Raw genomic sequence first — 26811 nt, forward strand, 5'->3', positions numbered from 1 at the left:
ACCCACCGAAGCCCGCAAGGCGTCAGTACCGATAGCTCAGGCGCACGCCCCAGGTGCGGGGCGGGTTGGGCGAACCGGTCGAGGCCGAGATGAAGCGATTGCGCGACTCCTCGGAATAGTCGTCCGTCAGATTGTTCACATAGACGCCCAGGGCGTAGTTCCCGTCCATCGGCCGCACCGTCAGGCCGGCGTTGACCAGCCAGAAGGAGTCGATGATCGAGTTGGCCGAGGTGCTGAACTTCTCGTCACGGAAGGCGTAGTTGGTCTGGGCCTCCACGCCCCAGTCGCCCATCCGCCAATCATAGGCGATCGAACCCTTGTAGTCCCATTTGGGGAAGGGCAGGCGTTCGCCCGCCCGGTCGCTGTAGACGATGGTGTTGTACTCGCCCGTCACCTTGTCGCGCGCCGCCTCGGTGGCGGCGCTGTTGACGAAGAAGAACTCGTCGTATTCGCCGTACTTGTAGGCGAGGGCCTGGGTGACGGTCAGATTGGGGAGGGGACGCCAGACGGCCTCGATCTCTGCGCCCTGGATGTGGGACTTGGGCACGTTGATCATACGGCCCACGCGGCCCGTGCGGGTGTAGAGGATGCCCTGCAGCTGCTGATCGCGATAGTCGTAGTAGAAGGCGGCGGCGTTGAACTGAAGCTTGCGCTGGAAGAAGCTGGACTTCAGCCCGGTCTCATAGGCGATCAGCTCCTCGAACTTGAAGGGTTCCAACTGGTCCGGCAGGCCGCTGTTGTAAGTGGTGAAACCGCCCGACTTCACGCCACGCGAAACATTGGCGTAGGTCAGTATGTCGTCGCTGAGGGTGTATTCGACGCCCAGTTTGCCGGTCCACTCGCCCATCTCTTGCGACTTGGAGGTGGTGGCCCGGACGGACGGGGTGGGGGCCAGGACCTCGGTCTTGAAGTTGTTCAGTTCGCGGGTTTCATCCTCATAGCGCAGGCCGCCGACCAGGGTCAGGCGGTCGGTCAGGCGATAGTCCACATTGCCGAATACGCCGGTGGTCTCGACCTTCTGGCCGTAGGTGGTGCTCATCCAGAAGGCCAGGCTCTTGGCTTCGGAGAAGTCCGAATAGAAGCCGCCGTCCACGGATTCATTGGCGTGATAAACGCCGGCCAGCCACTGGACCCGACCACCGGCCGGCGAGGCCAGGCGGACCTCCTGGGACGAGGTGTCGATGTCGTTGAAGAAGAAGGTGCCCGCCTCGTTCGACGCCGTGGCGTCCCAGTCGTTGAACTCGTTGCGGTCGAACGTCTCGTAGCTGGCGATGGCGGTAAGGGTGGCCCAGTTCAGATCCTGGTTCAGTCGCAGGCTGACGCCCTTGCCCTCATTGTCCCGGAAGGGCTTGGCGTTGGGCGAGGCGCCGATCAACTGGGCGAAATAGGGCGAGATGCCCCAGCCGGTGATGCGGTGATCGGTGTCGATCGGATAGACCCGCCCGCCGCCGGCGGTGAAGGGGGTGGTGATCAGACGCAGGCCCCGCCCGTCCGACTCGTCGCGGCTGTAGTGCAGGTTCAGATCGACGTCGGTCTGGGCCGATGGACGCCAGGTCAGGCGCAGGCGCGCGGCCTTGGTGTCCTTGTCGCCCAGGCTCTCGCCGGTGTCGCGATTGTACTGCCAGGCTCCGCCCGATTCAGCCGCGACCGAAAGGCGGGCGGTCAGGGTATCGACGACGGGGCCGGAGACATAGGCTTCCATCTTGGCCGCATCATAGCTGCCGTAGCTAAGGTTCAGACCTGCGGCGACGTGATCGGTCGGGGCGTTGGTGATGACGCTGACCGCGCCGCCCGTCGTGTTGCGGCCGTAGAGCGTGCCCTGTGGGCCGCGCAGCACCTCGATGCGGGCGATGTCGTACAGCAGACCCTGGGTCATCACGCCGTAGGGATAAGCGACTTCGTCCACATAGATGCCGACGGTCGAGGTGTTGTTGGCGGCGTAGTCGGTGAGGCCGACGCCGCGGATGCGGAACTGGGGCTGGCTGCCGCCCAGCTGGCTGTCCACCTCCAGGCTGGGCACGGTGTTCTCCAGATCGTTCACGGTCTGGATGTTGCGGTCGTCCAGCGTTTCGCCGGACACCACGGTCAGGGCCACGGCGACCTTCTGCGACGATTCGGAGCGACGCTGGGCCGTGACGATGACGTCATCGACCGAAGCCGTTTGAGAGGCGGTTTGGGTTTGGGCGGAGGCGGGCAGGGCCGCCGCCGTGAGGACGGCGACCGAGGCGCCGAGAAGAAGACGTTGCATGTTGACCATCCATCGGGCGACGCGCGGGGCCCCCACCCTCGCGTGTCGATGTGTTGCTGAAGGTCGTCGAACAGCCGTTTGATCGCCTCCTGATCGAAGCGGGCCCTGACCCTGGGGAGAAGTCCGGCCGCATCGTCGCGCGGAAAAACAGATGTTCGACAACGATGCGGCATTAGATTGCGCGCGCAATGCTTTTATGAAGCTTGTTAGAACTGTTCTTGTCAGCCGTAGTTAGGGCTGAGTGCGCACGACGATAACGTGTGTTCTGTCACGTGCGGCGCGCAACCAGCCGGGTTGCGGCCGCCTTGAGCGCCGCCTCATCGAGGGGCGCTCCGCTCGCCCGAGCGGTCAGGGCGGCGGCCTTGATCCAGAGGGCGAACCGCGTCGCCGCCAGCCGATTGAGATCGAAGTCGGCAGGCCAGACCCCGGCCTGATTGTAATAGGTGCCACCGCCTTCGGGACCGCGCAGCAACATGGCCAGGTCACGCAGCGCGGGGTCGCGCCGCGCCTCCATGCACACGCCCGCGATCAGCCTGGCGTATCGGACGTAGAAGCCCTCTGACTGGGGTGCGATGGCGACTGTCGGCGCCATCAGCCGCGCCCAACGCTCCAGGTCCGCCGACGCCGGGTCGCCTTCTGGACGCTGACCGGCCAGATACAGCGGCATGTCGCGGAAGACGCTGTGCCAGACCGCGTCCAGGACGAAGCGGCGCATGTCGGGCCAGTGATAGGCGATGGTTGAGGTCGATGTTCCCGCCACGGCGCTGACGGACCGGTTGGTCAGGGCCCCCAGACCCCGCTCCAGTATCTGATCCGCCGCGATATGCAGAAGCTTAAGCTTCATCGAGTCCGGTTCCAGTCCGGCCGCCGGCGCCTGGGGTATGATCAGGGTTTCCCTGTGCCATAGGGTCGCCGCCGCCGGCCTTTCGGTCTCGCCGAAGGCGCGATCGACGAGGCCGCCGAGACCTTCGGACGCGATCACCTCATAGTCTGCGCGTTCGCCCAGGGCTCCGGCGTAGAACTGCTCCATCGTGGTCCAGGCCACGATGATGGAGGCGAAGTCGACCAACCGGGGATCAGCCGCCAGATAGTCGGCCCACGCCGTTTCCCGCATCGCGGCCCAGCGTCGAATGAGATCGCGACGCTCCGCGCAGGCGTCTCCGTCGATCAACAGCGCCTCCCAGATCCGCGCGAAACCGGCGCTTTCGGAAGCGCGCAGGCGCAGATAGTGCCGCAACAAGGCCAGCAGAGCGTCTCGGCTGGGCGGCAGGCCGACGACGGGGCCGAAGAAGGCGGTGTGAAACGCCGTGTCCTGCCGCAGCGCCTCTTCTCCCACCGCCTGGATCAGCCCGGCCTTCGATCCGAAGAGGTTGACGATGACCGTCGTGCTCTTGCCGACGGCGTGGGCGAGGTCCCGCATCGTCAGGCTGTCGAGCCCGTTGGCCGCCGCCTGGGCGATGGCGGCCTCGATGATCTGAAGGGCGTCGGCGGCCCGGCTGGGCGCTTGGACTGGAGGCATAGGTTTCAATGAAGTCTCGATGATGAGCTGTCGAGTGCGCGGCGCGAGGTTCGGGGAAGACGGCCCTGTCTTCAGCGACGAAGCGTCGCGGACCGAGCGCGGCTTAATCTCGGATTGTGTAGCGGAGATGATGGCGCCGGCGACAGCATTTCCGCCAAGGCCCGCGCTCCCCCGATGATCTGATGAAACCAAATCCCGCAATGGAGGATTGGGCTCGGACAGACGAAGGCCGGACGAGGAGATTGAAGGTCGATGATCGCCGCCACAGGGTCGGAGCGCCCCGCCCACAATCCACTCCACGCCATACTGTTGTGTTTTCCGATCGCCCTGTTCACCTCGGCCCTGATCAGCGACATCGCCTATCTGCGGACCGCTGAGATGCAGTGGTCGAATTTTTCGGCCTGGCTGATCGTCGGCGCCTTGGTGTTCGGCGGCGTCGCAGGACTGTGGGCGATCGTCCAGCTGGTCCTGGCCTGGCGCACCCCTCAGCGGCTGGCGACCCTGATCTATGTGGTCGCCCTGGCCTTGGCTTGGCTTTGCGGCCTGATCAACGCCTTCAAGCACAGCCAGGACGCATGGAGCTCGGTCGGGACCCTGGGCCTGACCCTGTCTGTCCTGTCCACCCTCTTCGTCCTTGTCGCAGGGTGGTTCGCCTATAGCGCCGCGCCGGTTCGGGGGATTGCACGATGATCAGACACCTTCTCGGCGCGACCGCCGTGCTCCTGGCCCTGACGGCTTGCAGCCGCAGTGATCCCAACCTCAGACAGACCGGTCCCAATCCCGATCTACCGGCCCAGAACCAGACCCTGGTTCCACCGATGAAGATCGCCGAGCCGGTGGGCTGGAACGGCGACCGGCCCGCCGTGCCCGCTGGCTTCGCCATCACGCCCCTGGCGACCGACCTGAAGATTCCGCGCCAGATTCTTGTTCTGCCGAACGGGGACATTCTGGTGGCGGAAGGGTCGGGCGGCCATGCGCCCAAGCTGCGTCCCAAGGACGTCATCGCCGGCCTCATCAAGGCCAAGGGCAAGAGCAGCGTGAAGGGCGGGGATCGGATCACCCTGCTGCGCGACGCCGACGCAGACGGACAGGCCGAACTCCGCACGACCTTCATCGACAATCTGGACGCGCCCTACGGCCTGGCCTTCGTGGACGGCGCCCTCTACGTGGCCGAGCAGGGCGCCCTGCTGCGCTTTCCCTATCAGCCTGGACAGACGCGGATCACAGCGCCCGGCGCGGTCCTGACCGAGCTTCCCTCGGCCATCAACCACCATTGGACCAAGTCACTGACCTCCAGCGCCGACGGCCAGACCCTTTACGTCGGCATCGGATCCAACAGCAATGTCGGCGAGCGCGGCATGGCGGTGGAGCAGGACCGCGCCGTGGTCTGGGCAATCGACCGGCAGACCGGCGCCCACCGCATCCTCGCCAGCGGCATCCGCAATCCGACGGCCCTGGCGATTGAGCCGACCACCAGCGCTCTCTGGGCCGTGGTCAATGAGCGCGACGAATTGGGCCCGCAACTGGCTCCCGACTATCTGACCTCGGTGCGGCCCGGCGCCTTCTACGGCTGGCCCTACAGCTATTGGGGGCAGAACGTCGATCCGCGCGCCCATCCGCAGCGGCCGGACAAGGTGGCCGAGGCGGTCAAGCCCGACTACGCCCTGGGCTCCCATGTCGCGGCCCTTGGCCTGAGCTTCGCCACCAACGGTGGTTTCGGCGGCGCCTTCAGCCAGGGCGCCTTCATCGGCGAGCACGGCAGTTGGAACCGCCAGGACCTGTCCGGCTATAAGGTGAGCTGGGTGCCGTTCAACGCCGGTCGTCCGGCGGGACAGCCCGTCGATTTCGCTACGGGCTTCATCAAGGACGGCAAGGCGAGGGGACGGCCGGTCGGCGTCACCTTCGACCCTCAACGTCGCATCCTGCTGATCGCCGACGATCTGTCGAACACCGTCTGGCGGGTCGCGCCGCAATAAGGCGGAGACGGTCGGCGGGGTTCAGGCCGCCGCCGACTGATCCGGTCCGAGGTGCGCCTCCACCAGGGCGCGCACGCGGGCGAAGGCGGCTGTGGCGCCGGCCGTTGCCCGATCCTCTTGAGCCTGCGTCATCTCCGCCGCGTCCAGGGCGGCGGTGAAGCTGCGCCACTGGTTGGCGCGACCGTCCGGAGAGGCGGCCAGATGCCGGGCGCCGAACGCCTCTGACAAGCCCAGGCCGGCCGCCGCCTTCAGCAAAAACGCCGCGCCCAAATTCGATCCTTCCGCCACGTAAAGCCAGCCCAGCGCGGTGGGAATGTCGGCGATCTGATCCTCAAATACGGGTCTGTCAGACTCGACGCCGGGTTCGGCCTCCAGGTCGCCAAGGTCTGCGATCACCGCGTCATACCTTCGCCGCGCGGCCAGATCCGGGATCAGGGCCGTCAGAGCCTCGTTCTTATAGAGGGCCGCCACGTCGCGATGGAATATCTGCTGAATTCGCAGAAACTCCGCATATCGCGCGCGACTTTCGAAGGGGCGGGCGGCCATGACGGCTTCGTCCAGGCCCTGATGCACGCCTTGCGTCGCCGCCTTCAGTCTTTTGGCTCGGCTTGTCTCAGTTTCGATCATCAGCAGCTGCCATCCAGGCGTGGGTCTGAGAGTGGTTGCGCGGGCCGATCGCTGTTTTCGATTGAGCCTCAGTCACGGATGAAGTGCGGGACAAAGCGTGAGGTGTCGCGGGTGATCCGGCCCGCGTCCTCGCGCAGGCTCATGCCCGCCGGCTCGTCGCCGACCACCCAGGAGCCGACGATGACATGGGCGTCGTCGAACCGGGGGGTGTCGTGCAGGGCCTGACGGATGAAACCGCCCTGGCCGTAGCCGCCGTCCACGACTGCTTCCGCGCTGACGCCCCGGTCGATCAGTTCGACATTGGCGCCCTCGCGCGAGAACAGGGGCTTGCGGACGTAGGAATTCCCGAGAGCAGCCTGCGCCGGATCGCCCTCGAAATAGGCCTCCAGCAGATTGGGGTGGCCTTTGTGGCGTTCCCAAAGCAGGGGCAGGATGGCCTTGTTGGACAGGATGCTCTTCCAGGCGGGTTCAAGCACCCGGACATCGGCGGTCGGCAGGGGGGCGGCGTAGTCGTCGCGCAGCATCTGCTCCCAGGGATACAGCTTGAACATCGCCTGGATGATCCAGTTCTCGTGATCGACGAACCGGCCGTCGGCGTTCAGGCCGATCTGGTCGATGGCGACGAACTGGGGCTCAAGCCCGGCCTGCTGGGCCAGGTCTTCGAGGAAGCGCACCGTCTGGCGGTCTTCCACAAAGTCGGCGTCGGAACTGAAGTGGACGAAGCCGCCGTTCGGGAAAATGGTGCGGAACCGCGTGATCAGCTTTTCACTGAGGCTGTTGAACTGGTCGGCGTCGGCGGGCAGGACGCCGGCCCGGATCTGATCCTCCAGCCACAGCCACTGGAAGGCGGCCGTCTCGTAGACGCTCGTCGGGGTGTCGGCGTTGTACTCGTAAAGCTTGGCCGGACCCCGGCCGTCGTAGGCGAAGTCGAAGCGGCCGTAGAGGGACGGATCCCCGCGCGTCCAGCTGGCGGCCACATAGTCCCGCATGGGCTCGGGGATATCCAACTGCTCCATCAGCCGCTCGGACTGGACGGCCTCCTCCACCAGCTCCAGGCAGAGGCCGTGCAGTTCGGCGGTCGGCGCCTCGATCCCGTCCTCGACCTCTTCCATGGAGAAGGCGTAGGCCGCCGTCTCGTCCCAGTAGATCTCGCCGTTGATGTGGCGCCAGGTGAAGCCCAGGCGCTCGGCCGTGGCTTCCCAGTCGGGGCGGGGATCGAACCGCAGACGCTCCATGGATCAGGCCGGGTCCTTGTCGGGTGTGGCCTGGCCGATGCGGGGGGTGACCACGGTCACTTCCGGCTGGCTGAGGCGGGCCAGGACATCGTCGGCCGACGAATGACCGGGCAGGATGCCGGCCTCGCGCAGCTTGGCGTCCAGATCGGCGCCGGTGCGGCGATCTTCCAGGGCCTGGCTGGCGTTCAGCTTTTCTTCCTGGATGGCCTGGCGCTGCTTGATCCGTTGCAGGCTGTCCGCCGCCGAGCCGATGCGCGAATGGGCGCCGGCCGAGTTCAGGGCGACCGAGGTCTGGGCTCGCTGGACTGAGTCATTGACCTTGACGATGTCGATCTCGCGACGGAGCGTCTCGATCTTCTGGTCGGTGGCGGCGATGGCCGTGCGCAGACGCGTCTCGGCCGTCTTCATGTCCTCGATCAACGGGCTGCGGCTGGTGATCTCGACCTCCAGCTCGGCGATGCGGGCGGCGACCTCGCGGGCCAGGTCGGTCTTGCCCTGGGCCAGGGCGGTGCGGGCCGAGCTTTCGTACTTGGCGATCTGGTCGCGGAAGCTGGCCATCTCGTTTTCGGCCATGCGGCGACGCGCCACCAGGCCGGCCAGGTCGTCGCGCGCCTTGCCCTGGGCGTTGTCGGCGTCGCGGATTTCCTGATCGAGAATCTTCAGGGCGTTGGCGTCGACGACGCCCTGGGCCGCATCATGGGCCGTGCCGCGGAACAGGGCGGAGAGTTTTCTGAGCATGGACATGGTCGGGTCTTTCGGATCAGGCGGCTTCGGCGCCGAAGGTTTCGCGCAGTTCGGTGGCGTCGATCGCATTCTCGGCCAGGGTGCGCAGTTCGATCAGTATGGTCTGGAGCGTCGTCTTGCACGACAGCTCGCCCATCAACTCATACACGTCCTCGCCGCCGACGTTGGTGATGGCGAAGTTCGACAGGGGCACCACCCGCTGGGCCTTCAGGAGAAACTCGTTGAAGGCATGGCGATCGGTCTGTTCCGACACCGGCCACAGCAGGACCGAACAGACGATCTGGGCGCCCCCGACGCTGAGATAGACCGGCAGGTCGCCGTATTCATGCATGGTGGCCAGCAGTACGGGGTCCGCCCCCTCCAGCACGCGCAGGGTCATTTCGCCCTCGCGCACCAGGGGGGACTGGTCCAGCGCCGCCTTGATGGCGGGCACGGTCCAGGGGGTTTCGATCACGGCGTCCATAGGGTGGTCGTCTCCAGGGGTGATGGGGTCAGAAGTGGGGATCCGGCGGCGCCCGGCAAGCTCCGGGCCGCGGGTGGAGTCCGTGACGATGGCGCGGACGGCGGCCTTGACGTCGTCGCGCGCGGCCTCCGGCACCCAGAGCTCCAGCTTGACGAGGCCCGCTTCCCGGCGCGCCTGTCGCCACGCGCGAATGCGGTCGTTGGCGGCGGAAGAGTGCGGGGTGCGGCTGGGCATGGCGTTACATGAAACGTGTAACATGAACGCTTGACATGATGCAAGATCGGGCAGAGGTTGCGCGTATGAACCGCTTCGTTCCGTCGCTCTTGCGTCCGAGGCTCGCCCTTGGCGTCCATGGGGCCTAGATAGTCGCCATGTTCAAGAAACTCTTCGGATCGTCGAACAAGGCTGAGCCCGCATCGAAGCTGGCGGCGGTGCGCAACATCACCGTGGGTCGGACCGTGTCGCTGGACCCGTTGGCCTGGCGGCGGCTGGGCGAAGAGACCCGTTTCGCACTGGATCGCGACGTGCTCGACATCTCGGCTCAGGGGCTGATCAGTCTGGAAAGCGGCCAGTTCGTCCATCGCTTCTACACCGACGACCACGTCATGCTTCAGGCCATGAGTGACGACGAGGCGGGGCTGGAGAACTATGATTTCAGCCTGTTCGTGCCCTGGACCTCGGCCTATCCGCCGGGAGAGCGGGAACGGCGGGTCTGGCGCGACCGGCTGTCGGCGCCGGTCTTCCACGGGGCGGCCGAGGACCTGCCCGACTATCCGCGGTTCTGGTTCTCCGAGAGCGACGCGATCCAGCCGCCGGTCACCCTGTGGGAGACCGTCTGGGACGACCGGACCGCGACCAAGCCCTACGCCAGGATCTTCCAGACCTGTATGCTGTATGCGCGGGAGCTGGCGGGCGGGCGCGAACTGATGATCGCCCTGGAGCAGCAGCCCGAGGGCGGCGAGACGACGCATGAGATCATGATCGGCATTCCGCTGGAAATGGCCGAGTTCCGCGCCTGAGGGCGTGTTTAAAGAGGGGAAGACCGAATGTTCGACTGGTTCCTGTTTCAGCAAGGTGCGATCGCCTTTCTGATCGCCTTCGCCGTAGCGGGCGGCTTCACCCTGGCGTTCAAGCTGCTCTACCAGTGGGTCACGCCGTACCACGAGCATACGCTGATCCGGCAGGGCAATACGGCCGCCGCCATTGCGTTGGGTGGCGCCCTGATCGGCTATGTCCTGCCGCTGGCCTCGGCCCTGTCCCATACGGTCAGCCTGGCCGAGTTCGCCGCCTGGGCCCTGCTGGCCGGGGTGATCCAGATCGTGGTCTTCGTCACCATCAGCCGCCTGGCCTTCCGCAATCTGGTGGCCCGGATCGAGGCGGGCGAGATCGCGGCGGCTGTCTATCTGGCCTCCATCTCGATCTGTGTCGGCCTGCTAAACGCCGCCTGCATGACCTCGTGACCGCCATGACCGACCACAACAATGGATCGGGCGATCTGCCCCAGACAAGGACGATGCGACGGCTGAAGCGGTCGCGTGTCCTGCACATCGGAAGCCTGATGGCCACGGCCGGCTTTACGCTGGCGGCCTGCGATTCTCCGGACGTTCCAGCCCCGCGGGCCGAGGCCGAGCCGGCGCTGGTCTATGCCTCGCTGGATGAGTGTCGGACCGCCGACGTCATACCCGACGCCCAGTGCGACGCTGCCCTGGCCAAGGCGCAGGAGGATGCGGCGCGGACTGCTCCACGCTACGCCACGCGCGAGGAGTGCGAGGGCCAATGGGGCCCATCGCAGTGCCAGCCGAACAATCAGGGCGGGGGATCCTTCTTCACCCCGCTGCTGGCCGGCTTCGTCATCGGCCAGATGCTGGACGGCGGGCGATACTATGGCGGGGGTCCGCTGTATCGGGATCGCGAGGACCGCTATGTGAACGGATACGGCGGCGGCTATGCCTATCGCGACTACCGGACCGGTCGGATGGTGACGACGCGCGACAACGGAGATGTCGTGAAGCAGGCGCCGACGCGGGTACAGAGCCGGACCACGGTCGTCTCGCGCGGCGGCTTCGGCGGCGGGGGGCGCAGTTTCGGCGGCTGAACTCGTCCCTTCGCCAGAATCGGACGACGGCCCGCAGGTTGCGCCTGCGGGCCGTTTTGCTTGTGTGAGAAGGTCGAACGCGACAGGGCCGTGAAGTTTGAATGAAAAGGCCTGTCACACATTGAGGGGGCCTGAGAGCCCGTCGTTGAAGCGCCTAGAACTCACTGGGGGCTACTCACATGAAGAACCGAATTCTGGGCACGACGGCCTTCGCCGTGGTCGCTGCAACGCCGTTCGTCGCCTTGGCGCAGACCGCCGAACCGGCCGCCGTCGCGAGCCAGGCCACAGCCACTCTGGACGAGATCGTCGTCACCGGCTCCTATCGCCGCAGCCTTGAAGAGGCGGTCGACATCAAGCGCAAGACGGTCGGCTTCTCGGACTCCATCGTCGCCACCGACGTCGCCAACTTCCCCGAACAGAACCTAGCCGAGGCGCTGCAGCGCATCCCAGGTGTCACCATCGAACGCAACCGCGGCCTGGGCCAGCGCGTCAACGTGCGCGGCCTGCCCAGCGATTTCACCTTCGTCAGCATCAACGGCCTGGCCACCGCCTCGGGCAGCGGCGGTCGTGACGTCGAGTTCGACATCTTCGCCTCGGAAATCATCCAGCAGGTGACGGTCCAGAAGTCGCCGCGCGCCGCCGATGAAGAAGGCGGCATCGCCGGTTCGGTCAATATCTCGACCGCCCGTCCGTTCGATTACGCCGGTCGCCGGGTCGTCGGTTCGGTGGAGGGCGCCTACAACTCCATCTCCGAAGAGATCGATCCCAAGATCGCCTTCCTGGCCAGCGACACCTGGGGCGACTTCGGGGCCCTGGTGTCCTTCTCGACGGCCCGCCGCACCAACCGCACCGACTCGGAATCGGGCATCAACTTCCGCCCGATGTCGCGCTTCCTGGCGACCTCGACCGGCGCCCGGGGGACCCAGGCGGCGGCGGTTCTGCTGCGAGACGCCGGCATCGCCATTCCGAACCGGTCCGACACCAATGTCACCAACCGGATCATCTTCCAGGACAAGGTCGGCGACCGCGCCTATCTGAACACCCAGGATCAGTGGGGCGGCACCGTCTCTCTGCAGTATCGCCCGTCGTCGAACTTCAGCCTGGCCTTCGACGCCATGATCGGCAGCTACGACACGACCGAGGACGAGTATGATGCGGCGGCCTATTCGGCCTCCAGCCGCTCGACCCTGGAGACGATCCACGAATATGACGCCACAACCCTGGCCGACTACGGCATGGTGGTGCTGCGCGACGTCTCCTACACCGCGACCCAGCACGAGATGCTCAGCAAGGAGCGCATCAACGAAACCGACTACCAGCAGTTTGGAACCGAACTGAACTGGAGCGGGGACAGCTGGAAACTGCACGCCATCGCCGGCTATTCCGGCGCCGAGAAGACCCTGGACTACGCCAACCTGAAGCACGTGGCCTATGCGCCGTCGCGGACGCGCTGGACGGCCGAAGGCGGCGAGACGATCCAGAGCGCCAACCCGGCCTCGATCGACATGTACAACTCGCCCTCGCGCTATCTGTTCGAGGCGTATGAGACCACCTACGAAGAGATCAACGACGACAAGTACGCCGCCCAGATCGACTTCACCCATTACCTCGACTTCAGCTTCTTCCCGGCGCTGAAGAGCGTCCAGGTCGGCGCGCGCTACACGGACAAGTCCAAGGAGCGTCAGTACGGTTCGCTGAACATCCAGGGCTCCGGCGCAGGCAAGGTCGACTATGTGGGGCGCCCGATGTCGCAGAGCGAACTGACGCCGATCGGCGATCTGGTGCCCGGCGGCGACTACAGCATCCGCGACCTGAACTGGAGCCAGGTCTCGAACGACTACGCCCGTCGCACCTTCCGCTATGACGGCTTCTTCACTCCCTTCAACGTCGGCGACTACTACGAGGTGACGGAAGAGGTTCTGGCCGCCTACGCCATGGCTGACCTGGAGTTCGACCTGGGACCGGTGCCGGTCGCCGTCAACGGCGGCGCCCGCTACATCGACACCTCGATCACCTCTTCGGGCTATCACCAGATTCAAACGCCGACCGGCGGCACCACCTATACGCCGGAGCCGGTGTCCAGCGACGGCAGCTACGACAAGGTCCTGCCCAGCCTGAACATCACTGCCGACCTGACCGACAGCCTGATCTTCCGCGCCGCAGCATCCGAGACCCTGATCCGTCCGGCCCTGACGGACCTGGCCTACAAGCGCACGGCCAGCTGGAACTCGTTCCGCTTCACCGACGGCAACCCCAACCTGAAGCCGACCTACGCCAAACAGTGGGAAGCCGGTCTGGAACAGTATCTGGGCGACGGCGGCCTGCTGGCGGTCTCCTACTTCTGGAAGGAGATCGAGGGCGTGGTGCGTCAGGCCCTGACGGGCACGGTGCCGAACGTCACCAAGTACAACGCCAACGGCTCGATCGACGGCGTCTACACCTTCGACGTCTATCAGCCGATCAACGAGCCCGGCTCCTACGAGGTCAGCGGCGTGGAGCTGGTCGCCGTCGTGCCCTTCGGCCAGTTCTTCTCACCGCTGGAAGGCTTCGGGATCAACGCCAACTACACGGTGCTGGACAGCTCGCTGACCGGCTCGTCGACCCTGGACATCCCGACGCCGCCCATTGGTCTGGCCGACAACACCTACAACGTCACCCTGTTCTACGAGAACGACAAGCTGCAGGCCCGCGCCTCCTACAACTACAAGGACGAGTATGTCGAAGCCATCGGCTATGAGATGTACCCGATCACGCGCGAGGGCTATGGCCAGGTCGATCTGTCGGCCAGCTATCGCGTGACCGACAGCCTCCAGCTCAATGTGGAAGGCATCAACGTCACGGACGAGGCGACCAAGGGATACACGATGGATCCCTCCTTCCCGACCATGTACGAAAAGTCGGGACGCCGTATCAACTTCGGCCTGCGGATGGAGTTCTGATCCATTCCCACAAGCGAACCTCATGTCGAAAGCGGGGGGCGACCGACGTCGTCCTTCGCCTTCCCCGGCCCAACCCGGCGGGACAGAGGCCGGCGCGACGCCCCTTCCGCGAGGAGGGGGCGTCTTCGCTTAGTCGCGTCTGAGTGTCCAGGTGAGCGGGGCGACCATGTCGCTTGATCAGGTCTTCGCCGGCCTGCGGCGCGATCTCATGGCCTATGTCCAGCGCCGCGGCCTGTCGGCCGAGGACGCGGAGGACGTGGCCCAGGAAGCCTTCACGCGTTTCCACCGCGCGGGCCACGATCTGACGGGGCCGGACGCCCGCCCCCTGTTGTTCGTCATCGCCCGAAACCTTCAGGCGGATCGGTGGAAGGCCGCTGGTCGGACGGGGGTTCGGGGCACGGACGACATCCACGCCCTCGACGCTTCGCCGCGCGCCGTGGCGAGCGAGGCGCCTGCCGCCGACCAGCAGCTGATCGGCCGAGAGAATCTGGCTGCGGCCGCCCGCGTCATCCGCGCCCTGCCGCCGCGAACCCGAGACGCCTTTCTATTGCACCGGTTCGAGGACCAGACCTACGTCCAGATCGCCAAACGTCTGGGCGTGTCGGTCAGCATGGTCGAAAAACACATTGCCGAAGCTCTCCGTCAGCTGAAGATTTCACGCGATGGCTGAGGGGTTCGCTGAAACTGTCGTTGTGAGTCTTGAAGGCGTCGGCGCCCCATCCCCCCGCCGCGTCCCGGAGCGTTCTGTTTGCGCATGATCCAGCGCCTGACATCCCTGTTTGATCGTCGGCCGCTGACCGCCGAAGCCTGGCTGGCGCGCATGCGACGGCCGGACGTCTCCGCACGCGACCAGGCGGCCTTCCTCGAATGGCTGGAGGCGGACGAGGCTCATCTGGACCAGTACGAGGCCGCGAAGAGGGGGGTGGCGGAACTGTCGCCGTTGGGCGATGTCTTTGCGGCCGATCTGGCGCGTCTTCGGGGGCGACGGAATGTCGTGTCCCAGAGACGTATGCTGATCGCCGGCGGCCTGGCGACAGGCGCGGTGGCGGCGGTGGCCGCCGTCGCTCTGGTCCTGCCCGGCGCGGGGCAGGAGCCCGCCGTCGCGGCCGGTCGTGTTTACGCCAGCGCGCCGGGCGAGATCACGGATGTGACGCTGGAAGACGGGTCGCGCGTCACCCTGGATTCCGACACGCGGATCCAGGTCGCCTATGGCCGCGACGCCCGCCGCGTGACCCTGATGCAGGGCGCCGCCTATTTCGACGTCGCCCACAATGTCGAACGACCCTTCCAGGTCTCTGTCGAGGATCGCTACGTCATCGTGACGGGGACGCGGTTCGCGGCGGCGCTGAGGAAGGGTCAGGCGGAGGTGTCTCTGCTGGAGGGTCGGGTCGCCGTAGGGCGGACGGACGTCGGCCGCGCGCGTGCGATGGAGCGCGCCGTCGCCCTGGCGCCGGGGCAGCAGGCCGTTTTCAAACGGGGCGTCAACCGCATCAGCCTTCGTCGGGTCGACGTCGAGGCGGCCACCGCCTGGCGCGAGCGCAGACTGGTCTTCCACGATGCGCCCCTGTCGGTCGTGGTCGAAGAGGCGGGGCGCTACGCAGGCGCGCCTCTGGTGATCGCCGACCCCGCCCTCGCCGAGATGCGCGTGACGGCGGTTTTGCCCCTGACGGACGAGGCGAAACTGATCGACCGGCTGGACGCCCTGTTGCCGATCTCGATCGAACTTGGCGAAGACGGCCGGGTCCTGATCCGCGCCGAATAGGTCTATCGCAGAGCTGTCACGCAAGCGCGCTAAGCGTTGCGTCTTCGTTGTTCGCTATCCTGTCTCAAGGCGCCGTTCGCTTGAAACCGCCCGCACGATCGACGCCGTTCGATGCGCTACGGGGAGGCGTCGCCGCCGCCGCTCTGGCGATCGTCGCCCTCGGCGGCTGGGCCCCGGCCGCCCGGGCGCAGGAGCGGGCGCAGGTTTTCGACATCCCCGCCCAGGACGCGCGTCGCGCCCTGGTGCAGCTCTGTGTTTCGGCGGGCTGTGACCTGGCCTTTCTGACGCCCACGGGCGAGGCGCGGCGCACGCGAGCGGTTCGCGGGCAAATGTCCTGGCGCGCCGCGGCAGACCAGATGCTCCAAGGCACCGGCTTGCGGCACCGTTTCATCGGCGACCGGGGCCTGCGGGTCTGGATGGAAGCCCAAAAGCCCGCCGAGATCCCGGCCGTTCCCACCGCAGAGCTGGAGTCGATCACGGTCGTGGGGCGGCTGTCGGAGCAGATCGAGGAATCCTTGCGACGCAAGGCGGCGGCGGACGTCATCCTGGACAGCGCGTCCGCGACCCGGATCGGCGAACTTCCGGCCGCGAATCTGGCCGAGGCCTTGCAGCGGGTCCCCGGCGTGGCCATCGAACGCGAGGTGGGCGAGGGGCAGTTCGTCAGCGTCCGGGGGCTGGGGCCGCTGTTCCAGTCGGTGACCCTGAACGGAGCGCCGGTCGCCTTCAACGAGAACATCCGCAACTCGACCCAGAGCGGTCGGCAGTTCCGGTTCCGCGCCCTGTCGGCCGATCTCCTGGCGGGGGCGCAACTGACCAAGTCGACGACGCCCGATCTGATCGAGGGCGGGATCGGCTCCAACATCGACATCGAGACGATCGGCGGACTGGACGGCGATCCTTTCCTGAGCCTCAGGGCGGGCGCCTCCGTCGAGGCGCGAACGGGCCGGCCGGAAACAGACGTCTCCCTCGCGGGCCGGTTCGTGTCCGAAGGCGGCGCATGGGGTTTGGTCGGCGGCCTGTCCCAGGAGGGGCGGTCGGTCCTCTACGACCGTTTTCAGGTGGGACGCTATACGCCGGTCGTCGTCGAGGGGCAGCCGGCGGTCGCCCCCAGCGATGTGAGGACGACGGTCGAGCACGAGGATCGGCTGAGGCGTAGCCTCTTCCTAGGTGGAGAGTGGCGGGCCTCCCCTTCGCTCAGGCTGCGGTTCGACAGCCTCGTCTCCACCTTCGACAACACCATTCGCGAGGACCGGATCGCCTATGGGGTCGGGGCGCTGCTGGAGACGCCCGGCGCCAAGGCCTCTATCACGGACGGGGTGGTGACGGCCGCTTCCATCCAGGCGGGCACGATCGACAACAACACGGAGTTTTCGGAACAGGCCCACCTGAACATCGTGGTGTCGGCCCTGGCGGACCTGGTGCTGGGCAACTGGAGCCTGACGCCGCGCTTCAGCCTGTCGCGCGCGCGGTCCAGGCTGGATACGCCGCTGGAGCGGATATCTTCTCGGGCCATCGGAACCCCGTCCTACGCATTCGACGTCAGCAGAGCGGCGAGCGACCGCGAGGCGGCCCTGCTTGCGACCGATCTGGACCTGACCGACCCCGCGAGTTTCGCCTTCAAGCGTCTGGGCGTGCGCGCCATCGAATCCGTCGACGAGGACCTGACGGGCCTCCTCGATCTGCGGCGTCCTGTGTCCGTCGATCTGGGCAGGACGGTCCTGACCGAAATCGCCTTCGGCGCACAGATCAGCGACCGGTCCCGCGATTACCAGAGACGCGACCGCGAGGCCGCGCTTCGGCCGGGCGCCGTGGTCACCCCCGATTTTCTCGGGTTCCGCGTGGCCGACGACGTGTTCGATTCCCTGATCGAACGGCATCCGGGGTCCTGGATCGCCGCCGACTTCGACCGCTTTCAGCAGGCCTTTCGAATCCCCAGGGAAAGCGAGGAACTGGCGGTCGGGCCCGACGCGCTGGCTCCCACGGGGGCTGATCTGCAGAACTCCTATCGCGTCGGGGAGCGGGTCGGGGCTCTTTATGCACGAACGGACTTCAAAGGAGAGGCGGGCGGCGCCCCGTTCTCGGGCAATCTGGGTCTTCGTCTTGTGACGACGCGCACGGTGGTGGACGGCGCCTTTCTCAACGCCGGCGAGAGCGGCGGCGCCGTCATTCGTCCGGTCTCCAAGGTCGGGACCGACACCGCCCTGCTGCCCAGTTTCAACATCGCCTTCGATCTTGATCAGGGTCGGCGACTGCGGCTCGCGGCGTCGCGGACGATGACGCGGCCGTCGCTGGCGGATCTGCGTCTGGCGACCGTGCCCGCCAGCTCCCTCGTCTCGAACATCTACGAGCGCGGACAGGCGGAGATCGACGCCCCGTCGCCCGGCTCGATCTTCACCGGGGTCGGCGGGAACCCGGATCTCAGCCCCTACATGGCGACCAATCTCGACGCCTCGTTTGAGTGGAGCTTTCCGCAGGGCGCGCTCAGCCTCGCCGTCTTCCACAAGAGCATCGATGACTTCATTGGGCTGGTGGAGGCGCCGGAGATGCTGGTGTTCGAGACCCGCGCCGGTCCCCTGGTGCGGGCCGAGGTGATGATGTCGCGGCCGGCCAATCTGGGGCGCGCCGTCAGCCGGGGCGTGGAGGTGGGGCTCCATCGGCGGCTTCCCTCCGGCTTCGGACTATGGGCCAGCGGGACCTTCACCGACGGCCACGGGCCCGGGGGACGCAGCCTGGCCGGAGTGTCGCGCCTGGCCTATTCGATCAATCCCTTCTTCGAACGGGGGCCGGTCGCGATCGGCCTGTCCTGGTCGTGGCGGTCCGCCTTCCGGTCCGAGGCGGACATGCAGGGGGGAGGGGTGGCCGACTTCACCGTCGGTCCCGCCGGCTATCTGGACGCTCAGGCCTCGTTCGAGATCGGGTCCGGCGGCACCCTGGTCGTCGCCGCCTCCAACCTGACCGATACGACCGACCTCGCCTACGAACACGACACGCGGCGCTTGCTCCAGCTGGGCCGCGTCGGCCCCAGCCTGACCGCCAGCCTGCGTTGGTCCCTGTGATCCCTTTTCCCTTCTGCTTGTGACTTGCGAGGATTTCAATGCTCAATCTGATGGCGGCCCTGATGGCCGGCTCCGCTCTGGCGGGCACGGCGCCGGCCTGCGACCTGACCGCAGCCGACGTGCGCACAGCCGGCGGCGACCCCTGCGCTCCGGCCTGGATGGATCGCAATCTGGGCATGAACGATCTGACGGCGGTGGGCGCCCACAACAGCTACAAGCTGCCGATCCCGGTCGCCGAACTTCAGGCCATGATCGCCGTCAATCCCGGAGCCGTGGCTCTGGACTATTTGCATCGCCCCCTGACGGAACAGCTGGACGCCGGGGCGCGCCAGATCGAGATCGACGTGCTGAACGATCCGCAGGGCGGGCGCTACGCCCATCCCCTGTCGGCCCTGGGACGGCCGGGACAGGGCGCGCCGGTCAGCGTCGCCTTCGCGGAAGCCATGGCCCGGCCGGGCTTCAAGACCCTGCACATGCCCGACGTCGATTTCCGCAGCACCTGCCTGACCTTCGTGGCCTGTCTGGCGGAGATCCGCGATTGGTCGCGCGCCCATCCGGACCACGCGCCCATTCTGATCATGCTGAACGCCAAGACGGGCGGGCCCTCCATGCCCGGCGGAACGACGCCGTTGGATTTCGACGCCGCCGCCTGGGACGCCCTGGACGCCGAGGTGCGGTCGGTGTTCGACGCCGATCACCTGATCACGCCCGACCGGGTCCAGGGGCGGCACGCCACCCTGCGTGAAGGGGTTTTAGCCGGAGGCTGGCCGAGGCTGGGCGAAGCGCGCGGCAAGGTCTTCTTCGCCCTGGACGAAGGGCCCGAGAAGGTCGCCGCCTATCGCGGCGCGCGGCGCTCGCTGGAAGGCCGGGTCTTCTTCGTCAACACCGATGAGACCTCGCCCGCCGCCGCCTATCTGACCCTGAACGATCCAGTGGCCGAGCAGGGGCGCATCCAGACGGCCGTCCGCGCCGGCTTCATTGTCCGCACCCGCGCCGACGCCGACACTCTGGAAGCGCGAACGGGGGACGTGACTCGGCGCAGCGCCGCCTTCGCCAGCGGGGCGCAGTATGTGTCTACCGACTATATGACGCCGGATCCGCGCTTCCCCGCCTATCAGGTGCGGCTGACCGGGGGCGCGGCGGCTGTCTGCAATCTGCTGCGGACTGAAAAGCGGTGCGACGGGCTCGCCGTGGAGCTGACCGACGAAGGGACGGAGCGGGGCTATCTGACTCCGGCGGAACGACCGGATCTGACCCAGGTGCTGGCTCCGCCGCCCGAACCGGGCTCGCCTCGCGCCGTCGCCGACCAGGGCGTGTTCCGTGAGACGCGCGCCCTGCAGGGCACGCCGCGTTGGGCGCTGGCGACCTCGGACGTGTCGGGCGAAATCTATGATGACTTCGCAGAGGCCCTGGGGGTGCGGCTGACGCCAGAGACCGCGCCGGTTCTGACGGCCTTGCTGGATCGGGCCGGCGAGGACCGGTCCGTGGTCGGAGACGCCAAGACCCACTGGGGCACGAAACGGCCCTATATCGGCACGGACCAGCCGATCTGCGAAGCCAAGACTGAACATCTGGCCGGCAATCCCGACTATCCGTCCGGCCATTCGGCCCACGGCGCCCATGTGGCCATGATCCTGGCGGAACTGGCGCCCCAGCGCGCCGACGCCCTCTACGCCCGCGGACGCGCTTTCGCCGAAAGCCGCTATATCTGCGGTTCTCACAGCTACAGCGCCGTCGAGGCCGGCATATTGTCGGGCATGGTCATTTACGGCGCGGAACAACGCTCGGACGTCTTCCGCCGCGACATGGAGGCCGCGCGCGCCGAGGTCCAGGCCGCGTTGGCGCGGGCCAGCCTGGCGCAATAGGGGCAGCCCCGCCGGTCGAAAGACCGGCGGCTCCCTGGGCGCAGGGCTCCGAAACATGCAGTGTTCGAATGCAGTTCTTCTGTTCGGTGAGGCGGGGCCCGCCTCGCCTCGGGACGGCAGGATGATGGCGGAGAGGGTGGGATTCGAACCCACGGTACCCTTCCAGGCACGCCGCATTTCGAGTGCGGTACATTCGACCACTCTGCCACCTCTCCGCGGCGCATCAGTCGCTTGGTCGAGCGAGCGGCTTCTCTAATGGCAGAGCGGCGGCGCCGCAAGCTGTCTGTGAAAGAAATCCGAACCTATCTTTGCGCCGGCAGCGACAGGCCGGGCGCGGCGCCGGTTTCCGGGTCCAGGCCCTTGAATCGAAACAGCTCGGCGGGGCGGCCGCCCGTGGCCGACGACATCCGGCCGGTGGGCTCGACCAGGCCCGCGCGTTCCACGGCGCGGCGGAAGTTCTGCTTGTGCAGGGTGAGGCCGGAGACGGCCTCGGCGGCCGCCTGAAGCTCGGAAAGGGTGAAGGACTCAGGCGTCAGGTCGAACAGGACGGGCCGATACTTCAGCTTGCTGCGCAGCCGACCAAGGCCCGTGGCGAGAATGCGCCGGTGGTCGGAGCCCATGACGGCGCCGGGGAGGGGCGGGACGTCGTGCGGCGTCTGCCGGGCGTCGCGCCAAGCCTCCGCAACCAGGCGCGCCTCATAAAGAAGTTCATAGCGCTCCAGAACGCGCTCCTCGTTCCAGCGATGATCCGGCGTCAGGGCGAAGAGGGCCCGGGCGCGGCCCAGGCGTCGTTCATCCGCCCCGGCCCAGCTAAGAAGGGCGCCTATCACCGAGCCCTGCAGAGTCGATCGGCCGCAACGCCGATCCTCCCAGGGGAAGATGTCGAAGACGGGGGTCCATTGGGCGTCATGGGCCGGCGGGGCGGCGGCTTCCGAGGTCAGGGCCAGATAGCCGACCGACACCTCGCGCATCTGGTCGGGGCCGGGCGCTGCGCGGGGCGAGGCGCGGCCCGCGTCGCCGAAGGTGTAGAGCTGTTCGACGAAGCCGAGCCGGAACCCCGTCTGATCGGTCACGAAGTCGCGCAGCGCGCGCTCAAAGGTGCGGTCCCGCGCCGGGTCGAAAGGCCCGAACGGCAGGGCGCGGACGCCGTCTTCCGTCTGGGTGGTCAGGACCACGGCACGACGGTCCTTCAGCGTCATGACGACGGCCGACAGACCGATTCTCACGCCCTGATCCGTCGGCCCGGTCACAGCTCTATTCCGTGTGCCAGGCGTCGTCGGCGGGCAGAAGGCCCACGGCCTTGGCCAGCACCTGATACCGCTCCAGATAGCGCGCCTGGGCGAGAGAGGCCGGCAGGGGCTCTATGGTCAGGCTGTATCCGGGCGGCGGCGCGCCGAAGAAGCCGAGCGATTCCTTCTCGCTGAAACCCGCCAACTGCGTCGCCTCGAAATAGGCGCAGGCCTTGTCCGCCTTCTTGATCAGGGTCTTGATCGTTTGGGGCGTCTTGGGCGGCAGGCCGTAGCGGACGTGGATGGCGGCTTCCAGCCGCGCCTCGAAATCCTTGTAGCCGGACCCCAGGGCCGCCTTGAATGGCGAGATCATGTCGCCGATGACATATTCGGAGGCGTCATGCAGGAGGGCGGCGAGGCGCCATTTGGGATCGAGCCCCGGCTTGATGTGGGCGGCGATCTCCTCGACCACGACGCTGTGCTGGGCCACCGAAAAAGCGTGCTCGCCGATGGTCTGGCCGTTCCACCGCGCGACCCGGGCCAGGCCGTGGGCGATGTCCTCGATCTCAATGTCAAAAGGAGAGGGGTCGAGCAGATCCAGGCGTCGGCCCGACAGCATGCGCTGCCAGGCGCGGACTTCGGTCTTTTTCTTGGGGCGCTCGGCCAAATCGTCGATCCTGCTCGCTGGTGGGCTGGTCAGGTGACGCAAAGCGCCGTCAGGATCAAGGCGTCCGGCCGTCGGCGCTTGTTTTCGGCGTGGATTTCAGTCTCCGACGTTCAGGGCGACCAGATCCTTGGCCGCTTCGAACACCCGGTCGTGCCGTGACTTGGAGCGAACCGTCGCGATGACGAGCGGGCCGCCAGCGGGCCCACGCGCCTCGAAGCCGACCTGACGCCATGCGCCCGCCGGCACGTCGTCGTCCGCCAGGATGAAGCTGGCCCGCGTGGCGTCCCCTGGCGCCTGAGTGCGAATCTGGGTGGTTTCGCCGTTAGAGTCGATCTTGACGCTGCTCTTTTCGGTGCGGACGCCTTCGCCGTCCTTGGACTGGATGTTGATGCCCGCGATGCGAACGCTCGCGCTGTCGCCCCGGGTCTCGATCTGAAGCCCCGGAAGCTTGACCGAGGCGTCATCGCCCTTGGCCTGGATGTTCACGCCGGGCGCGGCGACAGTGGCCTCTTCCGTACCGTTTTCCGTCTGGCGGGCGTCGATACGCATCGCCGCCTGGGGCATGTCCGACGAGACGCGGCGTTCATATTCGCGCAGCACGTCCTCGGCGGACCGATCTTCAAGCTTGACCAGATAGAGCACCACCTCCGCGCCGCGAGGGCCGCCGTAGGTGCAGGCGGCCCCGCCCGGGTCAGCAAAGCCCTTGCGCGTCAGCACGCCCAGCGTTTCGGGGCATTTCAGACCTTCGACTACCTTGAGCACGCCGGGCTCTACGTCGTGGGAGGCGCTGGTCGTGGTGGTCTTGGTGATCCGAACCGCGTTTTCGCCGTCACAGGCGACCAGGCCTGCACCGAGCCCGACGATCGCCACGCCGACGATCAGCAAACGATACGGGGGTGTAACGCTCATGGTCTCTATTTTGAGCCGTCGAAGAGAGTGGTCCAGTGAAATCGCGGTAATGCCGCTCAGCCGCCCGGGCGCGCGCCGTCTCTGCGGCCCAGGAAGGCCAGACGTTCGAACAGGTGAATGTCCTGCTCGTTCTTGAGCAGGGCGCCGTGCAGGGGCGGGATCAGCTTGTTGGGCGTCTTTTCGCGCAGGGTTTCCGCGTCAATGTCTTCGACCAGCAGCAGCTTCAGCCAATCCAGCAGTTCGGAGGTGGAGGGCTTCTTCTTCAGGCCGGGCGTGTCGCGGATCTCGTAGAAGGTCTTCAACGCCTCCGAGACCAGGCGCGGTTTGATGCCCGGAAAATGGACGTCGACGATGGCCGCCAGGGTCTCGGCGTCGGGAAAGCGGATATAGTGGAAGAAGCAGCGGCGCAGGAAGGCGTCCGGCAGCTCCTTCTCATTGTTCGAGGTGATGATGACGATGGGCCGGACCTCGGCGCGGATCGTCTCGTCGATCTCCTGAACATAGAACTCCATCCGGTCGAGTTCCTGCAACAGGTCGTTGGGGAATTCGATGTCCGCCTTGTCGATCTCGTCGATCAGCAGGACCGGGCGCGCCGGGGATGTGAAAGCCTCCCACAACTTGCCCTTCTTCAGATAGTTGCGGACGTCATGAACCCGCGCCTCGCCGAGCTGGCTGTCGCGCAGCCGGCTGACGGCGTCGTACTCATAGAGTCCGTTATGGGCCTTGGTGGTCGATTTGACGTGCCAGGTGATCAGGGGCGCATCGAAGGCCTTGGCGACCTCATAGGCCAGCACGGTCTTGCCCGTTCCCGGTTCGCCCTTGATCAGCAGCGGACGTTCCAAGGCCACGGCCGCATTGACGGCGACCTTGAGGTCCGCCGTCGCGATGTAGCGATCAGTGCCTTCAAACCGGCTCATGAAAAACCCGCTCCGTGGATGTCACGAAGCGGGTTAGCCGATCATCAGTCGCGTGAACAGCGATCAGGTGATGTGTTTGGGCGAGATGGGGTCACTGGCGGGGAAGGTCTCCTCAATGCTTTCGTCGACCAGCGCTTCCTCCCGGCCTTCGTCCGGCTTTAGGCGGGGTTCCAACTGGTCCGGCTTGCCTTGTCGGGGTTCCACTCGTTTGGCGTGGGGGACGTCGGTAGAGGCGTCATCCTTTGCGCGTGTGTCGTGCATGTCTGCTCCTTTAAGGCTTTTGCGTCCGGGGTTCGTCCGGCGCGTAGCCGAGTTGTTCGAGGTCGTCGTCGTCGAGGCGGCGCGACTCCCAGTGGGCGGCGCTGGCCTGGGCGCCGCGGTCGTTTTCCATCAGGCCGGAGTAGACCAGTTCGATCTCGTCCTCGGCCGCCAGATCATTGCTGTCGGCGTCGGACTGATTGATTTTCTCGCCGTCCATGCCGAGCAGGGCGTCCGCCTCCCGCTCGATCCCGTCCAAGGCCAGTTGATCGTCGATATCCAGATCGTCCTCGTCGAACGGTTCTTCATCGGCGTCGCCGTCGGCCTGGGTCACGTCCAGAATTTGCTCAGCCTCATCCAGTAGAAGGTCGCCTTCGCCTTCATCGTCCAGATGGGTTTCGTCAAAGACCTCGGCCTGTCCCTGATCGTCCTGATAGTCCATGTCGGGCATGGTCGCCTCCTGTCTGGTGACGAAACGTCGCCCCGAGGCAGGTGTTCCGCGCAGGCTGGGAACAAGGGATGATTAACCCTCAGCCTTTAAGGTTTCGAATCGTTAGGGGCGGTCCATCTTCGATCGGTTCCGACCTGCTGAAGGAGTTCGGTCGTCAATGGCTTTGAAACTGTCGTTGAAACCCGGCGAAAAATTCGTGTTGAACGGCGCGGTGGTTCAAAACGGCGACCGTCGCGGCGTTCTCATCCTGCAAAACCGCGCCAGTGTTTTGCGTGAAAAGGACATCATGCAGGCCGATGAGGTCACGACCCCTGCGCGCCGCATCTATTTCCCGATCATGATGATGTATCTGGACGAGGCGTCGGCGTCGAAATTCTACGACGAGATGGCCCTCCGCATCACCGAATTCATGGGGGCGACCAAGAACCCGGACGTCTTGGCCGAATGTGTCGCCGCCTCGCGCTATGTGCTGCAACGCGAATACTATAAGGCCTTGATGGCCGCCCGTAAGATTGTCGATTACGAAGAGAAGGTGCTCAATGTCGCTTCAGGCGTACGCAGCGGCGGCGACGCGGGCTGAGACGCCGCGCGACCTGGAATACCGCCTGTTCGGTCAGGTCACGCGCGCCCTGGTCCAGGCGTCCAAGTCTGATGAGCGTGATCTGGCCACCCGGATTGACGCCTTGGATTGGAATCGCCGTCTTTGGTCGGCCCTGGCGGCGGACTGCGGCGATTCCGCCAATGCCCTGCCTCAGGCCGTGCGCGCCCAGATCATCTCGCTGAGCCTGTTCGTCAATCGCCACTCTTCACTGGTCATGCGCGGAGAGGAGTCGTTCGAGGATCTGATCGACATCAATCGCATGATGATGCAGGGCCTGGCGCCGGGCGCGCAGCAGGCGGCCTGACGACCGACTTCACGAAATCGCGAAGCCTATTGGCGCAAAGCCTTGAGGCGTCTTACCTTTCGAGTCCCTGTTCAACAGTCGAAAGGAGGTGATCCAGTGTCTCATTGTCATCAATCGCGTGCGGTGGCCGCGACCCTGGTCCTCGTCGGAGGCCTGGCCTGATCCTTTCGGGCTGAGTTGCGGTCCGGCCGTTCGCGGTCAGACAATGAAGGGCCGTCGCGGCGACGCGGCGGCCCTTTTGTCGTTCAGGGCAGAACGCCCGAGAACCATCCGGCCGCGTGATGGGCGATCTCTGACACCGTGTGCCAGATGAGGAACAGGTACAGACCGCAGGCCCCGGTCGCCAGTGCGCCCAGAAGAATGGCCACACCGTCCCTCTGCATCATGCCCAAGGCGAAGAAGACAAGGGCTATGCCCGGCAGGGCGTCTCCGAACGGGATCGGCAGGGCCATGATCAGCGCCAGCAGGACGCAGACGAGGCCCGTGACGGTGTCGGCGACCTCCCCCGTCAGCAAGGGGAGGCGGGGCTGGGTCAGGTTCTCGACATAGCGCACCGTCTTCATGATCCGCGACACCCCGGCGCGATAGGCGGGGCGGCTGATCGAGGTGCGCAGAGCCCAGCGCGGCAACCAGATCGAACTGCGTTGAAAGGCCAGCTCCAGCGACATCAGAATGATGGGAACGGCGAACACCGCCTTGCCGCCCGGCGGCCAAGGCAGCAGGGCCAGCATCGACAGGATCAGTATCATGGCCCCAAAGCCCCGTTCGCCGAAAGCGGCGACCAGTTCTTCCAGCTTCAGCTTGGGGTCGTCGCCTTCGCCCAGTTCCTCAATCACGTCGGAGAAGAGCCGCAGGTCGTCGTTCGGCTTGTCTTGGGCGGGCATCAGCGGCGGGCTCGGCGAAAGGAGTTCGCCCATTTAGGCGCACAGAGGTTTCACCGCCACTT

At 66.3% G+C, this 26811-nt stretch carries 25 protein-coding genes and 1 tRNA gene; 12 read left to right on the forward strand and 14 right to left on the reverse strand.

Going from position 1 to position 26811, the window contains the following annotated elements:
• Positions 1-22: 22 nt before the first annotated feature.
• Positions 23-2248: a TonB-dependent receptor gene (locus GGQ93_RS11070; RefSeq protein ID WP_183217037.1), complete on the reverse strand. Its 2226-nt coding sequence runs from the start codon at positions 2246-2248 to the stop codon at positions 23-25.
• A gap of 268 nt (positions 2249-2516) precedes the next feature.
• A complete protein-coding gene (locus tag GGQ93_RS11075) occupies positions 2517-3767 on the reverse strand; it encodes a TetR/AcrR family transcriptional regulator (RefSeq protein WP_183217039.1) in 1251 nt (416 codons plus the stop codon).
• Between the two features lie 252 nt (positions 3768-4019).
• On the opposite strand from GGQ93_RS11075, the gene GGQ93_RS11080 reads away from it, so the two are divergent.
• Both GGQ93_RS11080 and GGQ93_RS11085 read left to right on the forward strand, forming a co-directional pair.
• Complete coding sequence (locus tag GGQ93_RS11080) at positions 4020-4457, forward strand: DUF2231 domain-containing protein (RefSeq protein ID WP_183217041.1); 438 nt, start codon at positions 4020-4022, stop codon at positions 4455-4457.
• Positions 4454-5743 carry a PQQ-dependent sugar dehydrogenase gene (locus GGQ93_RS11085; protein WP_183217043.1) on the forward strand — a complete coding sequence of 430 codons (1290 nt, stop codon included), beginning with the start codon at positions 4454-4456 and terminating at the stop codon, positions 5741-5743. Before GGQ93_RS11080 ends, GGQ93_RS11085 begins: the two co-directional genes overlap by 4 nt.
• A 21-nt stretch (positions 5744-5764) precedes the next feature.
• On the opposite strand, the gene GGQ93_RS11090 is transcribed toward GGQ93_RS11085, so the two are convergent.
• The 4 genes from GGQ93_RS11090 to GGQ93_RS11105 all read right to left on the reverse strand — a co-directional run bounded on the left by GGQ93_RS11090 (position 5765) and on the right by GGQ93_RS11105 (position 9070).
• Positions 5765-6370 (reverse strand): biliverdin-producing heme oxygenase, encoded by a 606-nt coding sequence (locus tag GGQ93_RS11090; RefSeq protein WP_183217046.1) that lies wholly within the window; start codon positions 6368-6370, stop codon positions 5765-5767.
• 68 nt (positions 6371-6438) lie between these two features.
• The gene (locus GGQ93_RS11095) at positions 6439-7605 is read right to left on the reverse strand and encodes a glutathionylspermidine synthase family protein (protein ID WP_183217048.1); all 1167 of its coding nucleotides are present in this window, start codon (positions 7603-7605) and stop codon (positions 6439-6441) included.
• A 3-nt stretch (positions 7606-7608) separates the two neighbouring features.
• Positions 7609-8349: a PspA/IM30 family protein gene (locus GGQ93_RS11100; RefSeq protein ID WP_183217050.1), complete on the reverse strand. Its 741-nt coding sequence runs from the start codon at positions 8347-8349 to the stop codon at positions 7609-7611.
• Positions 8350-8365: 16 nt separating this feature from the next.
• On the reverse strand, positions 8366-9070 hold the full coding sequence (locus GGQ93_RS11105) for a YjfI family protein (RefSeq protein ID WP_311734598.1): 705 nt from the start codon (positions 9068-9070) through the stop codon (positions 8366-8368).
• Between the two features lie 113 nt (positions 9071-9183).
• On the opposite strand from GGQ93_RS11105, the gene GGQ93_RS11110 reads away from it, so the two are divergent.
• The 8 genes from GGQ93_RS11110 (at position 9184) to GGQ93_RS11145 (ending at position 20529) form a co-directional block, all read left to right on the forward strand.
• Entirely contained in the window at positions 9184-9831 is a 648-nt protein-coding gene (locus tag GGQ93_RS11110; protein WP_183217052.1) for a YjfK family protein, read from the forward strand.
• A 27-nt stretch (positions 9832-9858) separates the two neighbouring features.
• Positions 9859-10272: a DUF350 domain-containing protein gene (locus GGQ93_RS11115; RefSeq protein WP_182713479.1), complete on the forward strand. Its 414-nt coding sequence runs from the start codon at positions 9859-9861 to the stop codon at positions 10270-10272.
• Between the two features lie 5 nt (positions 10273-10277).
• On the forward strand, positions 10278-10907 hold the full coding sequence (locus tag GGQ93_RS11120; protein ID WP_224764384.1) for a DUF1190 domain-containing protein: 630 nt from the start codon (positions 10278-10280) through the stop codon (positions 10905-10907).
• A 179-nt stretch (positions 10908-11086) separates the two neighbouring features.
• Positions 11087-13846 (forward strand): TonB-dependent receptor, encoded by a 2760-nt coding sequence (locus GGQ93_RS11125; RefSeq protein ID WP_183217054.1) that lies wholly within the window; start codon positions 11087-11089, stop codon positions 13844-13846.
• 151 nt (positions 13847-13997) lie between these two features.
• A complete protein-coding gene (locus GGQ93_RS11130) occupies positions 13998-14516 on the forward strand; it encodes an RNA polymerase sigma factor (protein ID WP_224760962.1) in 519 nt (172 codons plus the stop codon).
• An 84-nt stretch (positions 14517-14600) separates the two neighbouring features.
• Entirely contained in the window at positions 14601-15608 is a 1008-nt protein-coding gene (locus GGQ93_RS11135; protein ID WP_183217056.1) for a FecR family protein, read from the forward strand.
• Between the two features lie 80 nt (positions 15609-15688).
• Positions 15689-18664 (forward strand): TonB-dependent receptor, encoded by a 2976-nt coding sequence (locus tag GGQ93_RS11140; protein WP_224764383.1) that lies wholly within the window; start codon positions 15689-15691, stop codon positions 18662-18664.
• 38 nt (positions 18665-18702) lie between these two features.
• Positions 18703-20529, forward strand: a complete 1827-nt coding sequence (locus GGQ93_RS11145; protein WP_183217058.1) for a Ca2+-dependent phosphoinositide-specific phospholipase C — start codon at positions 18703-18705, stop codon at positions 20527-20529.
• A 125-nt stretch (positions 20530-20654) separates the two neighbouring features.
• On the opposite strand, the gene GGQ93_RS11150 is transcribed toward GGQ93_RS11145, so the two are convergent.
• From GGQ93_RS11150 to GGQ93_RS11180, 7 genes are all read right to left on the reverse strand, one after another.
• Positions 20655-20744: transfer RNA gene (locus GGQ93_RS11150), tRNA-Ser, on the reverse strand.
• Positions 20745-20831: 87 nt separating this feature from the next.
• Positions 20832-21728, reverse strand: a complete 897-nt coding sequence (locus GGQ93_RS11155) for an NUDIX hydrolase (protein WP_221233686.1) — start codon at positions 21726-21728, stop codon at positions 20832-20834.
• A 55-nt stretch (positions 21729-21783) separates the two neighbouring features.
• On the reverse strand, positions 21784-22377 hold the full coding sequence (locus GGQ93_RS11160) for a YfbR-like 5'-deoxynucleotidase (protein WP_054766983.1): 594 nt from the start codon (positions 22375-22377) through the stop codon (positions 21784-21786).
• Positions 22378-22521: 144 nt separating this feature from the next.
• Positions 22522-23334: a methyltransferase type 11 gene (locus GGQ93_RS11165; protein WP_183217062.1), complete on the reverse strand. Its 813-nt coding sequence runs from the start codon at positions 23332-23334 to the stop codon at positions 22522-22524.
• Between the two features lie 56 nt (positions 23335-23390).
• Complete coding sequence (locus GGQ93_RS11170; RefSeq protein ID WP_183217064.1) at positions 23391-24251, reverse strand: AAA family ATPase; 861 nt, start codon at positions 24249-24251, stop codon at positions 23391-23393.
• A gap of 63 nt (positions 24252-24314) precedes the next feature.
• Positions 24315-24512 (reverse strand): hypothetical protein, encoded by a 198-nt coding sequence (locus tag GGQ93_RS11175; RefSeq protein ID WP_183217066.1) that lies wholly within the window; start codon positions 24510-24512, stop codon positions 24315-24317.
• A 10-nt stretch (positions 24513-24522) separates the two neighbouring features.
• Entirely contained in the window at positions 24523-24960 is a 438-nt protein-coding gene (locus tag GGQ93_RS11180) for a hypothetical protein (RefSeq protein ID WP_183217068.1), read from the reverse strand.
• A gap of 157 nt (positions 24961-25117) precedes the next feature.
• On the opposite strand from GGQ93_RS11180, the gene flbT reads away from it, so the two are divergent.
• Both flbT and flaF read left to right on the forward strand, forming a co-directional pair.
• Positions 25118-25540, forward strand: a complete 423-nt coding sequence (flbT, locus tag GGQ93_RS11185) for a flagellar biosynthesis repressor FlbT (RefSeq protein WP_152950574.1) — start codon at positions 25118-25120, stop codon at positions 25538-25540.
• Positions 25500-25865 (forward strand): flagellar biosynthesis regulator FlaF, encoded by a 366-nt coding sequence (gene flaF, locus GGQ93_RS11190; protein ID WP_152950573.1) that lies wholly within the window; start codon positions 25500-25502, stop codon positions 25863-25865. The genes flbT and flaF overlap by 41 nt, the downstream gene beginning before the upstream one ends.
• A 245-nt stretch (positions 25866-26110) precedes the next feature.
• Here flaF and GGQ93_RS11195 read toward each other — a convergent pair whose 3' ends face one another.
• Positions 26111-26749 (reverse strand): exopolysaccharide biosynthesis protein, encoded by a 639-nt coding sequence (locus GGQ93_RS11195; protein WP_054766982.1) that lies wholly within the window; start codon positions 26747-26749, stop codon positions 26111-26113.
• Positions 26750-26811: the final 62 nt, after the last annotated feature.

Source organism: Brevundimonas aurantiaca, from assembly GCF_014199955.1.
Classification (GTDB): Bacteria; Pseudomonadota; Alphaproteobacteria; order Caulobacterales; family Caulobacteraceae; genus Brevundimonas; species Brevundimonas aurantiaca.

What these genes read in the sequence shown, in the direction of transcription:
- GGQ93_RS11180 (WP_183217068.1), bottom strand. Translation starts at nt 24,960, where the DNA reads ATGCCCGACATGGACTATCAGGACGATCAGGGACAGGCCGAGGTCTTT.
- GGQ93_RS11085 (WP_183217043.1), top strand. Translation starts at nt 4,454, where the DNA reads ATGATCAGACACCTTCTCGGCGCGACCGCCGTGCTCCTGGCCCTGACG.
- GGQ93_RS11160 (WP_054766983.1), bottom strand. Translation starts at nt 22,377, where the DNA reads ATGCTGTCGGGCCGACGCCTGGATCTGCTCGACCCCTCTCCTTTTGAC.
- GGQ93_RS11135 (WP_183217056.1), top strand. Translation starts at nt 14,601, where the DNA reads ATGATCCAGCGCCTGACATCCCTGTTTGATCGTCGGCCGCTGACCGCC.
- GGQ93_RS11070 (WP_183217037.1), bottom strand. Translation starts at nt 2,248, where the DNA reads ATGCAACGTCTTCTTCTCGGCGCCTCGGTCGCCGTCCTCACGGCGGCG.
- GGQ93_RS11110 (WP_183217052.1), top strand. Translation starts at nt 9,184, where the DNA reads ATGTTCAAGAAACTCTTCGGATCGTCGAACAAGGCTGAGCCCGCATCG.
- GGQ93_RS11120 (WP_224764384.1), top strand. Translation starts at nt 10,278, where the DNA reads ATGACCGACCACAACAATGGATCGGGCGATCTGCCCCAGACAAGGACG.
- GGQ93_RS11115 (WP_182713479.1), top strand. Translation starts at nt 9,859, where the DNA reads ATGTTCGACTGGTTCCTGTTTCAGCAAGGTGCGATCGCCTTTCTGATC.
- GGQ93_RS11095 (WP_183217048.1), bottom strand. Translation starts at nt 7,605, where the DNA reads ATGGAGCGTCTGCGGTTCGATCCCCGCCCCGACTGGGAAGCCACGGCC.
- GGQ93_RS11090 (WP_183217046.1), bottom strand. Translation starts at nt 6,370, where the DNA reads ATGATCGAAACTGAGACAAGCCGAGCCAAAAGACTGAAGGCGGCGACG.
- GGQ93_RS11145 (WP_183217058.1), top strand. Translation starts at nt 18,703, where the DNA reads ATGCTCAATCTGATGGCGGCCCTGATGGCCGGCTCCGCTCTGGCGGGC.
- GGQ93_RS11105 (WP_311734598.1), bottom strand. Translation starts at nt 9,070, where the DNA reads ATGTTACACGTTTCATGTAACGCCATGCCCAGCCGCACCCCGCACTCT.
- flbT (WP_152950574.1), top strand. Translation starts at nt 25,118, where the DNA reads ATGGCTTTGAAACTGTCGTTGAAACCCGGCGAAAAATTCGTGTTGAAC.
- GGQ93_RS11170 (WP_183217064.1), bottom strand. Translation starts at nt 24,251, where the DNA reads ATGAGCCGGTTTGAAGGCACTGATCGCTACATCGCGACGGCGGACCTC.
- GGQ93_RS11155 (WP_221233686.1), bottom strand. Translation starts at nt 21,728, where the DNA reads ATGACGCTGAAGGACCGTCGTGCCGTGGTCCTGACCACCCAGACGGAA.
- GGQ93_RS11195 (WP_054766982.1), bottom strand. Translation starts at nt 26,749, where the DNA reads ATGCCCGCCCAAGACAAGCCGAACGACGACCTGCGGCTCTTCTCCGAC.
- GGQ93_RS11100 (WP_183217050.1), bottom strand. Translation starts at nt 8,349, where the DNA reads ATGTCCATGCTCAGAAAACTCTCCGCCCTGTTCCGCGGCACGGCCCAT.
- GGQ93_RS11175 (WP_183217066.1), bottom strand. Translation starts at nt 24,512, where the DNA reads ATGCACGACACACGCGCAAAGGATGACGCCTCTACCGACGTCCCCCAC.
- flaF (WP_152950573.1), top strand. Translation starts at nt 25,500, where the DNA reads ATGTCGCTTCAGGCGTACGCAGCGGCGGCGACGCGGGCTGAGACGCCG.
- GGQ93_RS11080 (WP_183217041.1), top strand. Translation starts at nt 4,020, where the DNA reads ATGATCGCCGCCACAGGGTCGGAGCGCCCCGCCCACAATCCACTCCAC.
- GGQ93_RS11125 (WP_183217054.1), top strand. Translation starts at nt 11,087, where the DNA reads ATGAAGAACCGAATTCTGGGCACGACGGCCTTCGCCGTGGTCGCTGCA.
- GGQ93_RS11165 (WP_183217062.1), bottom strand. Translation starts at nt 23,334, where the DNA reads ATGAGCGTTACACCCCCGTATCGTTTGCTGATCGTCGGCGTGGCGATC.
- GGQ93_RS11075 (WP_183217039.1), bottom strand. Translation starts at nt 3,767, where the DNA reads ATGCCTCCAGTCCAAGCGCCCAGCCGGGCCGCCGACGCCCTTCAGATC.